General features: G+C 52.7%; 11 protein-coding genes. 10 read left to right on the forward strand and 1 reads right to left on the reverse strand.

The window, feature by feature from the left end:
• On the forward strand, nt 1-1,727 hold a 1,727-nt coding region (uvrB, locus tag ACQGQ5_RS14375), incomplete at its 5' end, for an excinuclease ABC subunit UvrB (protein WP_455737182.1).
• A gap of 32 nt (nt 1,728-1,759) precedes the next feature.
• Nucleotides 1,760-4,579 carry an excinuclease ABC subunit UvrA gene (gene uvrA, locus ACQGQ5_RS14380; protein ID WP_455737183.1) on the forward strand — a complete coding sequence of 940 codons (2,820 nt, stop codon included), beginning with the start codon at nt 1,760-1,762 and terminating at the stop codon, nt 4,577-4,579.
• A gap of 66 nt (nt 4,580-4,645) precedes the next feature.
• Here the strand turns inward: uvrA and ACQGQ5_RS14385 are convergent, their stop codons facing one another.
• The gene (locus tag ACQGQ5_RS14385; protein WP_455737184.1) at nt 4,646-5,557 is read right to left on the reverse strand and encodes a DMT family transporter; all 912 of its coding nucleotides are present in this window, start codon (nt 5,555-5,557) and stop codon (nt 4,646-4,648) included.
• A gap of 205 nt (nt 5,558-5,762) precedes the next feature.
• Here ACQGQ5_RS14385 and yfmF point away from each other — a divergent pair, with 205 nt between their 5' ends.
• From yfmF to ACQGQ5_RS14425, 8 genes are all read left to right on the forward strand, one after another.
• Nucleotides 5,763-7,046 (forward strand): EF-P 5-aminopentanol modification-associated protein YfmF, encoded by a 1,284-nt coding sequence (gene yfmF / locus ACQGQ5_RS14390; protein WP_455737185.1) that lies wholly within the window; start codon nt 5,763-5,765, stop codon nt 7,044-7,046.
• Nucleotides 7,043-8,329, forward strand: a complete 1,287-nt coding sequence (yfmH, locus tag ACQGQ5_RS14395) for an EF-P 5-aminopentanol modification-associated protein YfmH (RefSeq protein WP_455737186.1) — start codon at nt 7,043-7,045, stop codon at nt 8,327-8,329. The genes yfmF and yfmH overlap by 4 nt, the downstream gene beginning before the upstream one ends.
• Nucleotides 8,330-8,417: 88 nt before the next feature.
• Nucleotides 8,418-9,410 (forward strand): prolipoprotein diacylglyceryl transferase, encoded by a 993-nt coding sequence (gene lgt / locus ACQGQ5_RS14400; RefSeq protein WP_455737187.1) that lies wholly within the window; start codon nt 8,418-8,420, stop codon nt 9,408-9,410.
• A 15-nt stretch (nt 9,411-9,425) separates the two neighbouring features.
• Nucleotides 9,426-10,283, forward strand: coding sequence for a bifunctional methylenetetrahydrofolate dehydrogenase/methenyltetrahydrofolate cyclohydrolase FolD (folD, locus tag ACQGQ5_RS14405; protein WP_455737188.1), 858 nt, complete (start codon nt 9,426-9,428; stop codon nt 10,281-10,283).
• Between the two features lie 51 nt (nt 10,284-10,334).
• Nucleotides 10,335-12,191 (forward strand): 1-deoxy-D-xylulose-5-phosphate synthase, encoded by a 1,857-nt coding sequence (gene dxs / locus ACQGQ5_RS14410; protein WP_455737189.1) that lies wholly within the window; start codon nt 10,335-10,337, stop codon nt 12,189-12,191.
• The gene (locus ACQGQ5_RS14415) at nt 12,188-13,000 is read left to right on the forward strand and encodes a TlyA family RNA methyltransferase (protein WP_455737190.1); all 813 of its coding nucleotides are present in this window, start codon (nt 12,188-12,190) and stop codon (nt 12,998-13,000) included. Before dxs ends, ACQGQ5_RS14415 begins: the two co-directional genes overlap by 4 nt.
• A gap of 1 nt (nt 13,001) precedes the next feature.
• On the forward strand, nt 13,002-13,859 hold the full coding sequence (locus tag ACQGQ5_RS14420; protein WP_455737191.1) for an NAD(+)/NADH kinase: 858 nt from the start codon (nt 13,002-13,004) through the stop codon (nt 13,857-13,859).
• A 1-nt stretch (nt 13,860) separates the two neighbouring features.
• Entirely contained in the window at nt 13,861-14,310 is a 450-nt protein-coding gene (locus ACQGQ5_RS14425) for an arginine repressor (RefSeq protein WP_455737192.1), read from the forward strand.
• Nucleotides 14,311-14,313 lie beyond the last annotated feature (3 nt).

The following is a 14,313-nucleotide window of genomic DNA, read 5'->3' on the forward strand; positions in this document are numbered from 1 at the left end:
TTCCGGAAAACGCGGTCGAGTATTTTGTATCCTATTATGATTATTATCAGCCGGAAGCCTATATTGCGACGACGGACACCTATATTGAAAAAGATTCCTCAATCAACGATGAAATAGACAAGCTGCGCCATTCGGCTACCTCGGCCCTTTCGGAGCGCCGGGACGTCATCATCGTTGCCAGCGTGTCCTGCATTTACAGCTTGGGCGACCCGATCGATTACCGCACCATGGTGATTTCCCTGCGCCCGGGCATGAAGAAGAGCCGAGACGACTTACTGCGCAAGCTCGTTGAGCTTCAGTATGAACGGAACGACATCAATTTTATCCGTAATAAATTCCGGGTCCGCGGCGACGTGGTGGAGATTTTTCCCGCTCAGTCGAACGATACGGTGATCCGCGTGGAATTCTTTGGCGACGAAATTGACCGGATCAGTGAAATCAACGCGCTGACGGGGGAACTCAAGGCTGTCTTAAAGCACGTTGCCATTTATCCGGCGTCCCATTATATTGTCCCGCGGGAAAAGATGCAGCGCGCCATCGGCGATCTGGAACGGGAAATGGAAGAACGGGTCGCGTTTTTCAAAGCCAACGGCAAGCTGATTGAGGCGCAGAGAATTCAGGAACGCACCCGGTACGACATGGAAATGCTGGCCGAAATCGGATTCTGCAAAGGCATTGAAAACTATTCGCGCGTTTTATCCGGGCGTGCGCCGGGCAGCTCGCCGTTCACCCTTCTGGATTACTTTCCGAAGGACTTCCTGCTGTTTGTGGACGAGTCCCACGTGACGCTGCCGCAGGTCCGCTCCATGTACGCGGGCGACCGGGCCAGAAAACAGTCGCTGGTCGATTTCGGTTTCCGTCTTCCGTCCGCGTTTGACAACCGTCCGCTGAATTTTGACGAGTTTTACAGCCATGTCAATCAGGCCGTCTTCGTCAGCGCGACGCCGGGCGATCTGGAAAAAGAAAAATCGGCTCAGGTCGTGGAACAGGTGATCCGTCCGACCGGACTGGTCGACCCTGAGATCATCGTCAAACCGACGGATGGGCAGATTGACGATCTAATTTCCGAAATCAACCTGAGAGCCGCCGACGGAGAGCGCGTCCTGATCACCACCCTGACCAAAAAAATGGCGGAAGACCTCACCTCCTATCTGGAGGGAATGGGAATCCGCGTCAGATATATGCATCATGATATCGATACTGTGGAACGGATGGAGATTATCCGGGACCTGCGCCTGGGAGAGTTTGACGTGCTGGTCGGCATCAACCTGCTGCGGGAAGGGCTGGATATTCCGGAGGTTTCGCTGGTAGCCATCCTGGATGCGGACAAAGAGGGCTTCCTGCGTTCCGAGCGTTCGCTGATCCAGACGATCGGCCGCGCCGCGCGCAACGCGAAGGGACAGGTCATCATGTACGCCGATACGGTCACTCCGTCCATGGAGTCCGCTATCCGTGAAACGGAACGCCGCCGGTCCATTCAGACCGCGTATAACCGGGAACACGGGATCATTCCAAAAACCATCAAGAAAAAGGTTTCCGACATTCTGGAAATCTCCACTCATAAAGAGGATGAGAAGGGAAAGAAGCAGAAGCGTCTGAGCCCGATCGAAAGAAAACAGAGGATCGAACAGCTCACAAAGGAAATGAAGGCGGCTGCGAAGCTGCTCGAATTCGAGCACGCCGCTTATCTGCGTGACAAAATCAAACAACTGAACGGTGAGAAATAGCCGGCGAAACGCTACGGAGGAATTTATAATCAATGACAGCAAAGAACATTTTTGTTAAGGGCGCAAGGGAACATAATCTGAAAAATATCGATATCGAGATTCCAAGGGACAAACTGATTGTTTTCACGGGACTTTCCGGCTCCGGAAAGTCCTCTCTCGCTTTCGACACCATCTATGCGGAAGGACAGCGCCGCTATGTGGAATCTCTCTCCTCCTACGCGCGCCAGTTTCTGGGGCAGATGGAAAAGCCGGATGTGGATTACATCGAGGGGCTTTCCCCGGCCATTTCCATCGATCAGAAGACGACTTCCAAAAATCCCCGTTCCACGGTCGGAACGGTAACGGAGATTTACGACTATCTGCGCCTTTTGTACGCGAGAATCGGAATCCCGCACTGCCCGATCTGCGGACGGGAAATCAAACAGCAGACCATTGACCAGATTGTCGACCGTATCCTCAATCTGGAAGAGGGAACGAAGATTCAGGTGCTTGCTCCCGTGGTGCGGGGGCGTAAGGGCGAGCATACCAAAGAGTTTGACGCCGCGCGCAAAAGCGGCTTTGTCCGCGTGCGTGTGGACGGCAGCCTCTATGATCTGTCAGAAACCATTCAGCTTGAAAAAAATAAGAAACATACGATCGAGGTCATCGTCGACAGGCTGGTCATCCACCCCTCGATCCACTCCCGCCTGTCCGATTCCATCGAGACGGCTTCCTCGCTTTCCGGCGGAATTATCGTAATTAACGTCGCCGGGGGGGACGATATCACCTTTTCCCAGAACTACGCCTGCCCGGAGCACGGCATCAGCGTGGAGGAGCTTACTCCGCGCATGTTTTCCTTTAACAATCCGTTCGGCGCGTGCCCAAAATGTACGGGGCTGGGCGTCTTTATGAAAATCGATCCCGGACTGATTATTCCGGACAAGTCCCTTTCCATCAGCAAGGGCGGCCTGAAGGCCAGCGGATGGGCGATGGAGGGCAGCACGATCGCCTCCATGTATATGAAGGCGCTGTCCAAACACTATCATTTCTCCCTGGACACGCCTCTTGGAAAGCTGCCTCCGGAAATCATCGATATCCTCCTTTACGGCACGAAGGGCGAAAAGATACAGATCGAGCGCAGCAACGAATACGGAAGCGGGATCTATAAAACCGAATTTGAGGGAATCATCAATAATCTTGAGCGGCGTTTCCGTGAAACGCAGAGCAACTGGATCAAAGAGGAAATCGAGTCCTATATGAGCGCGATTCCCTGCGACGCCTGCCATGGCAAGCGCCTTTCCCCGATCAGCCTGGCCGTAACCGTGGGCGGCATCAATATCAGCGATTTCTGCGATAAATCGGTTACGCAGGCACTGGATTTTGTCAATCATCTGGAGCTTTCCGAACGGGATACCATGATTGCGAACACGATCCTGAAGGAGATCAGAAGCCGTCTGGGGTTCCTGCAGAGCGTTGGGCTGGAGTACCTTACTCTTTCGCGCTCGTCCGGCACGCTTTCCGGCGGAGAAAGCCAGCGTATCCGTCTGGCCACGCAGATCGGCTCGTCTCTGATGGGAGTCCTTTACATTCTTGACGAACCGAGCATCGGCCTGCACCAGCGCGACAACGACAAGCTCCTTGACACGCTGAAGCGGCTGCGGGACCTGGGAAACACCGTCATTGTCGTAGAGCACGACGAGGACACCATGCGCGCCTCCGACCATATCGTGGATATCGGGCCGGGCGCGGGCATTCACGGCGGCCACGTGGTGTTCAACGGGAGCGTGGACGATATCGTCAACTGCAAGGAATCCATTACCGGGCAGTATCTGAGCGGGGTGAAAAAGGTCGAGGTTCCCGCGGAACGCCGCAAGGGCAACGGAAAAAAGCTGAAAATTATCGGCGCGTCGCAGAACAACCTGAAAAATGTGAACGTGGATATCCCGCTCGGGGAATTTGTCTGTGTCACCGGCGTGTCCGGTTCCGGAAAATCCTCGCTGATCAATGAAATATTATATAAATACCTGGCAGCGGAGCTGAATGGGGCGAAATCCCGTCCCGGCGCTTTTAAAGAAATCAAGGGGATCTCAGAGCTGGACAAGGTGATTGAAATCAACCAGTCGCCCATCGGCAGAACGCCCCGTTCCAACCCGGCAACCTATACCGGCGTCTTTACGGATATCCGCGAGCTGTACGCCTCCACGCAGGACGCCAAGCTGCGCGGGTTCAATTCCGGCCGGTTCTCCTTTAATGTGAAGGGCGGCCGCTGTGAGGCCTGTCAGGGCGACGGCATCATCAAAATCGAGATGCATTTCCTTCCGGATGTCTATGTTCCCTGCGATGTCTGTAAAGGGAAACGCTATAACCGGGAAACGCTGGAGATCAGGTATAAGGGCAAAAGCATCTATGACGTGCTGGAGATGACGGTGGAAGAGGGTCTGGAGTTCTTTTCCAGCATCCCGCGGATTGCCCGCAAGCTGCAGACGCTGCAGGACGTCGGACTCGGCTATGTCAAGATCGGCCAGCCGGCGACGACCCTGTCCGGCGGCGAAGCGCAAAGAGTCAAGCTGGCCACAGAGCTTTCCAAGCGCTCCACGGGCAGAACGATTTATATTCTGGACGAACCCACCACCGGACTTCATATCGCGGACGTCCACAAGCTGATCGAAGTGCTCCAGAAGCTGGTGGACGGCGGAAACACCGTAGTGGTCATCGAGCATAATCTGGACCTGATCAAAACCGCCGATTATATCATTGACCTCGGCCCGGAGGGCGGGGACGGCGGCGGCGAGGTCATCGCGAAGGGGACTCCGGAACAGATCGTGAAAGTAAAGGAATCCTATACCGGAAAATATCTGAAAAAAATGCTGTGAGCATCAAAAAGCCTTCCGCAGAGGATGCAAAATCCCCGTGCGGAAGGTTTTCCGTTTTCTATGGGTTTATTCCGCGCTGTTTTCCTGCAGCTCCGTCCTTTTTTGATTCCATCTGAAGAAAGACGGCTTTGTTTCCGAAATCAGAATAGAAAGTAGAATCAGCAGGGAGCCGGCTAAGATTTTGGGAGTCAGCGCTTCCCGTAAAAAGATAATGCCGCAAACCGAGCCGAACAGAGATTCCAGCGACATAATCAGAGAAGCTCTTGCGGGCGGGGTGTATTTTTGGCAGACGGTCTGTAAAACCAGCGCGATCAACGTGCTGAATACGCCGATGTATAAAAGAGACAGGACGGAGTCGGTTCCCAGATCGGCGGGGAATGTTTCCGTGCACAGGGCCACCGCCAGTCCAATCACTCCGGTAACGGCAAATTGCGTGTAGGAGAGGAGAATAGGATCATTCTTTTCGGTTAAAATACTGGTACCCACGATCTGTGAAGCGAAAGCGATTCCGCACAGCAGGGAGAGAATATCCCCGATGTTCATGGTGAATCCCGCGTGCAGCGACAGAAGCCCGATTCCGGCAATGCATATTAATGCAGCCGCTATATTGTACAGATCCGGCTTTTCATTGCGCAGCAGCCAATAAAGAAACGGCACCACCACGACATAGACGGCCGTTAAAAACGCATTGTTGCCCGCCGTTGTATATTTTATGCCGGTTGTCTGCAAATAATAGGCGATAAAACTCAGGACCCCGAGGATGGCACCCGACTTGATACAGTCGGCGTCTATTTTTTTCAGCCTTTTGAAGAAAAAAACAGTCATGAGCAAAACGGCGATCCCGAAACGGATCGCAATGATGTAGCTTGTCGGAACGGTGCCGGTAGCGTTTTTTACGACGACGAAAGCGCTGCCCCAGATGATTGTGACGAAAACCAGCCCCAAATCCGCGGCCAGTGCCTGATTTTTAATTTTCAATAATGCCACCTCGTTTTTTTGTTCCCGGATATTATAACATTATTCTGTTTTTACCGCAACAGAAAAGCGACTGATTCCGGCAGGACACGTCATGAATTTTGTATGTTCATAAATAATTCAGAATATTATTTCTTTGCTAAAGCAGAGGATTGTGATATAATAAAGCTTGATTTTAACCGAGTTTAATATGGAGATGAATAATCGAATGACAGAGATAGAACAGCGCTCCGTTTGTGACGGCGTCAACTTCAGAAGCGTCCGGGATATGAAATTCAAAACGGTGCGCATGTCCGTTAATTTTTTACTGCCCCTTCAAAAAGAAGCTGCGGCTTCCAATGCCATTCTGCCTTTCCTTCTCAGCCGCGCCAGCAGGGAATACCCCGACTTTACAAAGCTGGGGGAACGTCTGGCCGAGCTTTACGGCGCGGATCTGAGCGCCGACGTCCAGAAAATCGGCGACGTCCAGATGCTGTCGCTCTATGCTTCCGGAATTGCCGACCGGTATGCTTTGCAGGGGGAGAGCACCTCTACGGAGCTCTCGAAGCTGCTGTGCAGCGTTCTGTTTGACCCGCCGTTTGAAGACGGCTTTTTTCCGAAGGACGGATTTGAGCAGGAACAGCGCCAGACGATTGAACTGATCGACTCTGAATTCAATGACAAGCGTACCTACGCCAGACAGCGCTGTGAAGAAATCATGTGTAAGAACGAACCGTACGGCATCAGCCGCTACGGCAGCAAGGAAGATATCAGGAATCTGAAGCGTGAGGAACTGACCGGGGTATGGCGCTATCTGATTCAGAACGCAAGGATCGAAATCATGGTTCTGGGCGACTGTGATCCCAAGCCCGTTTATGAAGGGTTTTATAACGCTTTCCAGAAGCTTGGGAAGAGATCCACGGTGGAGTGTCCGACCGTCAATGTCAAAAAAGCGGATCAGGTCAATGAAGTCACCGAAAAAATGGATATTGCCCAGTCCAAGCTTGTTCTCGGCTTCCGCACCGCGGCCTCCCTTCGGGATGAGCAGGTGGAGGCGGTCAAGCTGATGGTTGCTCTTTTCGGCGGCACCCCGAACTCCAAGCTGTTTCTGAATGTCCGTGAAAAGCTCAGCCTTTGCTACTATTGCAGCGCGCTGTACGTTTCCATGAAAGGAATCATGCTTGTACAGAGCGGCGTTGAGACGAAGAATATTGAAAAGGCCAAAGAGGAAATTTTATTCCAGCTGGAAGAAATAAAAAAGGGCAATTTTGACGATAATGAAGTTAATGCGGCAAAACTCAGCATGTGCAACAGCTACCGCTCTCTTTCCGATTCCCTTGGCGGGCTGGAGGCGTGGTACCTGTCGCAGACGTTTGCCGGTTATGTCAAACGCCCGGAGGAAGCGGCGGCGCTGATCAGCGCCGTGACGCGTCAGCAGATGATCGACGCCGCTAACAATGTCACTCTTGACACAGTGTATCGCTTGGTCGGAAACGGGGTAGAAAAAGAATGAATGTAATGAAGGAAATCAAAAGCTCACGGATCGGCGACCGGTATTTTGAGATCAACCATTCGTCCGGGCTGAAAATCTTTGTATATCCGAAAGAGAATTACAGTTCCACTTATGCCGTATTCGGTACCAAATACGGTTCTGTGGACACCTGCTTTAAAACTTCGGAAGAAACCGAGCTGAATACGGTCCCCAACGGCATCGCGCATTATCTGGAGCACAAGCTTTTTGAAAGCGAGGATGGGGACGCCTTTGCCCGTTACGCAAAAACGGGGGCTTCCGCAAACGCCTATACTTCTTTTGACAAAACCTGTTACCTGTTTTCCTGTTCGGAAAAAGTATACGAGTCGCTGGAAATCCTTCTGGATTTTGTTCAGTCCCCTTATTTTACCGAGCAGACCGTACAGAAGGAGCAGGGCATTATCGGGCAGGAAATCAGGATGTACGACGACGACCCGCAGTGGCGCGTGATGTTCAACCTTCTTCGCGCCCTATACCATAAGCATCCGGTCAGGATCGATATTGCCGGAACGGTCGAAAGCATTGCGGAGATTACGCCGGAATTGCTTTATCAGTGCTATCACACCTTCTATAACCTGAACAATATGGTGCTGTGTGTCGCGGGAAACGTCGATGTTTACAGGGTGCTGGAGCTTTGCGATAAAATGCTGAAGCCCTCTCAGAACGTCACCATCGACCGCTTTTTTGAAGAAGAACCCGAGGGGGTTGTGGAGAGCAGGGTGGAGCAGAAGCTTTCCGTGGCCGCCCCGATCTTTCAGTTGGGCTTTAAGGAAAAGGCGGGCGAAAACCGCCTGTCTGCGCGCGAAATCGCGGACACGGAAATCCTGCTGGAAATTTTGGCCTCCGACTCGTCCCCGCTGTTCCGCAGGCTGCTGGACGCCGGGCTGATCAATCAGTCCTCCTTCTCCTATGAGTATTTTGAGGGACCCGGTTATGCGTCGGTGATCTTTTCCGGGGAATCCAAGGACCCCGATACCGTTGCGCGGGAGATCAAAAAAGAGGTTGCCGGGCTGCGTGAACACGGACTGGACCCCGCGGCTTTTGAGCGCTCCAAAAAAGCGGTTTACGGCCGTATGGTCTCCTCCTTCAACAGTGTGGACAACATCGCCAACACCATGGCCTCCCTGGCGTTTACCGGCCATGAACTTTTTAACTATATCGACACGATTGCTTCGGCGGATATCCAGTCCGTGCAGAACAGGCTCAATGTCCAGCTCAGACCGGAGTATTCCGCACTTTCCATCGTAAGACCGGCTGAAGAATAAGCTTTTATTCTTACCGCCAGAAAAACATCCCACGCGAAGTTTTGGCGGCGTCTAATCTGTTTTTGCGCGTGGAGAAATGGTGGAGTATATGTTAAATGTTCAATTTCCGGGACTGGGCATTCACTTTACAATCAATCCGGTCGCGTTTTCAATCGGTTCGCTTACCGTCAGATGGTACGGAGTGATTATTGCGGTCGGTTTTTTACTGGCTTTCCTCTATGTGATGGCAAGCTGCAAAAAATTCAATATGGATCAAGACAGGCTCATCGACGCCGTGATTGTCGGCATTATCGGCGGCATTATCGGCGCAAGGGCCTACTATGTCATTTTTGACACCAGCGACCAGTATCTGAGAAATCCGATCAGCGCCCTGTACATCTGGGAGGGCGGACTTGGGATTTACGGCGGAATCATCGGCGGCCTGCTCTGCGGCGCGCTGATCGCCAAGCTGCGCAAAATCAGCGTTCCCGCCATGCTGGACCTGGCCTCGCTCGGCTTCCTGATCGGACAGACGATCGGCCGCTGGGGCAACTTTGTCAATCAGGAGGCGTTTGGCCGCGAAACCACTCTGCCGTGGGGCATGGTCAGCGAAAACACTTCCGCCATTGCGAACGGCCCCGTGCATCCCTGCTTCCTTTATGAATCCTTATGGTGCCTTCTGGGCTTCGTCCTGCTACATATTTTCAGCCGCAGGTTCAGAAGATATGACGGACAGGTTTTTCTCTGCTATTTAATCTGGTACGGTGTCGGCCGGTTCTTTATTGAAGGACTGCGCACGGACAGCCTGATTACCCCGGTTCTTCCTCTCAGGGTCTCACAGGTAGTTGCCGTGATAACGGTTTTAACCGGTATCGCATTGTTGATTGTTTTCCGCGGCAGAACCTCTCTTACCGGATGCGGTTCCCCGAAAGTCATGGCTCTGAACGCCGTGGCGGATGAAGTACCGGAAGAATTGATTGACGACGATACAAGCACTATTTTTGACGCAGACGCTTCTGAAGGCGCGCCGGACGGTACGGTACAGGAAGAGCCCGTTTCAGCTTCTTCCGAGGATACGGCGGAAGAAACCGAAAAATCATGATTTTGGAGGCAGGTTATGGCGAAATACATTGACGGGAAAGCGGTTGCGGCCGAAATTCGGGCTCAGCTGGCCCTTGAAGTTGAGAAAACAGCCCGGCTCGGCGTAACGCCGGGCCTTGCCGTAGTGATTGTCGGAGACGACCCCGCGTCAAGAACGTATGTAAACAATAAAAAGAAGGCCTGCGCCCAGGCGGGAATCTATTCCGAAGAATACGCCCTGCCCGCGTCCGCCTCTCAAAAAGAAATCATGGACCTGGTCGCGAAGCTGAACGCTAAAAAAGACATTAACGGTATTTTGGTTCAATCCCCGCTGCCGGACGGATTGGATGAAAAGGCGGTGGTGGAAGCCATTGATCCCGAAAAGGACGTCGACGCTTTCCATCCTTCCAATGTGGGCAGAATCATGATCGGAAACTATCACTTCCTGCCCTGTACTCCCGCGGGGGTCATTGAGCTTCTCCGCCATGAAAAGATCGGGATCGAAGGAAAGAACTGTGTCGTCATCGGCAGGAGCAATATTGTCGGTAAGCCGATGGCCATGCTGCTCCTGCATCATAACGGGACGGTGACCATCTGCCACAGCAGGACAAAAAACCTGAAGGAAGTATGCAGACAGGCCGATATCCTGGTCGCGGCGGTCGGTAAACCGAAATTTGTTACCGCGGATATGGTGAAACCGGGTGCGGTGGTGATCGATGTGGGAATGGACCGTGACGAAAACGGAAAACTGTGCGGAGACGTGGATTTTGCCAACGTGGAGAAAACGGCGTCTTACATAACTCCTGTTCCGGGCGGCGTCGGTCCCATGACGATTGCGATGCTCCTTAAAAATACGGTTGCCGCGGCAAAACGTCAGAACGGGATGACCCTGTAAAATGCGGAATCCCGGTATACTGCGTCCGGCGGCTGCCAGTTGAGGTACGGAATGGACAACCTTTTAAATCAAATCAATTTTCCGGAAGATTTGCAAAACCTTTCTCTGGATGAACTTTATGAATTGTGCGATGAAATTCGCGAAAAAATCATTAAGACCGTTTCCAACAACGGAGGACATCTGGCTTCCAACTTGGGGGTCGTTGAATTAACGGTTGCGCTGCACCGTGTTTTCAGTTCCAAGGACGACAGGATCGTCTGGGACGTCGGGCATCAGGCCTATACCCATAAGATTCTGACCGGCAGGCGCGACACCATTTCCACCATCCGGATGCAGGGCGGCCTTTCCGGCTACCCGAACCGTATGGAAAGCAGCTACGACGCTTTTAACGTGGGGCACAGCAGCACCTCCATCTCCGCGGCGCTGGGAATCGTCAACGCAAAGCTTCTGGCCGGAGAACCCGGCCACGTCATTTCCCTGATCGGCGACGGCGCGCTGACCGGCGGCCTGGCTTATGAAGGGCTGAACAACGCCGGGCGATTCAAGAAGAATTTTATTGTTATTTTAAACGATAATAAAATGTCTATTTCGCGCAACGTCGGCTCTATCGCCCGCTATTTGGCGCACATTCGCACAAAGCCCGGTTATTTCAGGGCAAAGGGCAATATTGAAACCGCGCTGAACCGGCTGCCTCACGTAGGAAAGCCGCTGCATCATTTTCTTTCGAAATCAAAGGCTGCTTTAAAGCAGATATTATATAACAGTACCATTTTTGAAGATATGGGCTTTTATTATTACGGGCCGTTTGACGGTCATGATTTGGGAAAGCTGATTGACGTTCTGGAAAATGCCAAGAATATCAATCATCCGGTTCTGCTCCATGTGATCACCCGCAAAGGAAAGGGGTATCCGTATGCGGAGCAGAATCCCGGAGCTTTTCACGGGATATCCAGCTTCGATATTAAGACGGGAAAATCCGCCCCCGCCGGTGAGAATTTTTCCAGTGTTTTCGGCGGCCATCTTTGCGAGCTGGCGGGTAAGGATGAAAAAATCTGCGCGATTACCGCGGCGATGCAGACGGGGACCGGTCTGACGGGTTTTGCGAAGCAGTTTCCCGGCCGTTTCTTCGATGTGGGGATTGCGGAAGAGCATGCGGTCACCTTTGCCGGCGGTCTTGCCGCGGGCGGCATGCTTCCCGTATGCGCGATTTACTCCACGTTTTTACAGCGCGGCTACGATCAGATCATTCATGACGCGGCCATCCAACGGGTAAAGGTGACGTTTGCCATTGACCGGGCGGGCGTTGTCGGCGACGACGGCGAAACGCATCAGGGTATTTTTGACGCGGCTTTTCTGAGCACCGTTCCGGGGATTACCGTTTATTCCCCGGCTTACTATGACGAGCTTTATTTTTCCTTCCAGCAGGCGCTGTACCAGTGCGAAGGCGTTTCCGCCGTGCGCTATCCGCGCGGAAAGCCGATGTTTAAGCCCTTCGACTTTGAGAGCACCGGGAAAGCTTACGACATTTACGGACAGGATGGGGCGGAGCTGGTGATTGTGACCTACGGCCGTTTGTTTTCCATGGCCTGCAAGGCCGTCACATCGCTGAAAGAGTCGGGGGTCCCCGCGAAAATTATCAAGCTGAACCGGATTACCCCGGTGGACAGGGACGCGGTAGCGGAAGCTGCGGCCGCGAAAAAAGTCTTTTTCTTTGAAGAGGGAATCCAGCAGGGGGGAATCGGGGAGCATTTCAGCTATCTGCTGTCGCAGGGCGGGTACCGCGGCGAGTTCCGCTTACGCGCGATCACCGGCTTTGTCCCCCATGCGACAATGCTGCAGTCGCTCAGCGCCCTTGGCCTCGACGACAAGGGAATGGTAAATATGATATTGACGGAGTACAAAAAGTGATAGAGAAAAAAAGACTGGACTGCCTGCTGTTTGACCAGGGTCTTGCCGAAAGCAGGGAAAAGGCCAAGGCAATGATCATGATGGGCAATGTCTATATCGATCATCAGAAGTCCGACAAGCCCGGGACCATGCTTCCGGTCGGTACGAAAATAGAAATCCGCGGGGAGACCATGCCCTATGTGAGCCGCGGCGGCTGGAAGCTGGAAAAGGCCATGTCTGTTTTCCCGATTGAGCTGAAAGAGAAAATCACGATGGATATCGGCGCTTCTACCGGCGGTTTTACGGACTGCATGCTGCAGAACGGCGCGAAAAGGGTCTATTCCATCGACGTCGGCTACGGGCAGCTCGCGTGGAAGCTGCGCACGGACCCAAGGGTCGTGAATCTGGAGCGCACCAATGTCCGTTACCTTACGCGGGAGCAGGTGCCGGACGATATCGATTTTTTCAGCGTGGACGTCTCTTTTATTTCGCTTTGCCTGGTCCTTCCCGTCGCAAGGGAGTTCATGGCGGAAAACGCGCAGGCCGTCTGTCTGATCAAGCCGCAGTTTGAAGCGGGCCGGGGGAAAGTAGGGAAAAAAGGCGTGGTGCGCGATCGGGCGGTTCACCGGGAAGTGATTGAGAAAATAGCCGGCTTTGTTCTGGAACACGGATTTTCCGTTCTGGGCCTAACCTATTCCCCGGTAAAAGGTCCGGAGGGAAATATCGAGTACCTGATTTACCTTCAAAAATCGGAGAAACCGGAAAGCGTTCCGCTGAATATAGAAGCGTTGGTGGAAGAATCCCATCATACATTAAACGGTGGTGAATAATTTGAAAATAGCGATCATGCCGAACCTAAGCAAGCACAACGCACAGCTTCATACCGCGCGGGTGGCGGAAACGCTGCAAAAATTCGGCGCAGAGGTGTGCATGCGGTTAAACCTGAAGAGCTGTTTTCCAAATTTACACATTCTCTTTTACGATGATTTTGATAAAATGATGTCCGACTGCGACGCGGTGATCGCCGTTGGCGGCGACGGAACCATTATCCACTCTTCCCGGCATGCCGCCGTGGCGGAAAAGCCGATTTTGGGCATTAATGTGGGGCGGCTCGGTTTTGTCGCCGGGCTGGAAACGGACGAGCTCGACAAGCTGAAAAAGCTGATCGACGGGGATTATACCGTCGAAAACCGCATGATGCTGGAAATCCGGCTGGTCAATCAGGGAAAAACGGAAACCCATTTGGCGCTGAACGACGCGGTGATCGCCCGCGGAGCGCTTTCCCGGATCCTGGATATCACCGTTCATTTCAATGACAAGAATGTCTGCGAGTACAGGGCGGACGGCCTGATTATTTCCACTCCCACCGGCTCCACCGCATATTCCCTTTCCGCCGGCGGCCCCGTGATCGACCCGAGCATCAACTGTATTCTTCTTTCGCCGATCTGTCCGCATTCTCTGCTGACAAGGCCGGTTATTTTCGGGCCGGACGCCAAGCTGAGCGTAACGGCGTGTTCCCACTATAAAAGCGAGATTATTTTGTCCGTGGACGGGGACACTTTTATTCAGATTGCCGATAATCAGAAAATCAATTTTTGCCGTTCGGAGCGCATGGTGAGAATTATTAAATTAAAAGACGATAATTTTTATGAGGTAGTGAATGAAAAATTAGCCGAGAGGAGAAATTGAATTGAAAACACGACGACACGCAAAAATCCTTGAATTGATTAACGAATACGCGATTGATACTCAGGAAGAACTTTTGCGCCGCCTGCGTGAAGACGGTTTTGAAGTAACCCAGGCCACCGTTTCCCGCGATATCAAAGAACTCAGGCTGGTCAAGACTCTGTCCCACGACGGAAAATACAGATATTCCACCGGCAGAAGCAACACGGCCGATTACTCCTCTAAATTTTATTCCCTCCTTTCCGATTCTGCGGTGCAGATCGACTACGCGTGCAATCTGGTGGTAATCAAATGCCACGCGGGCATGGCGCAGGCTGTTTGCGCGGCAATGGACACCATGCACTGGCAGGGCGCCGTCGGCACTCTGGCCGGCGACGATACCATTTTTATTGCGATGAGGGACGAAGACCATGCACAGCAGCTGGTTGCTGAACTTAAAAAAATGGTTGGGTGATTA

The sequence above is a fragment of the Caproiciproducens sp. genome (genome assembly GCF_053840905.1).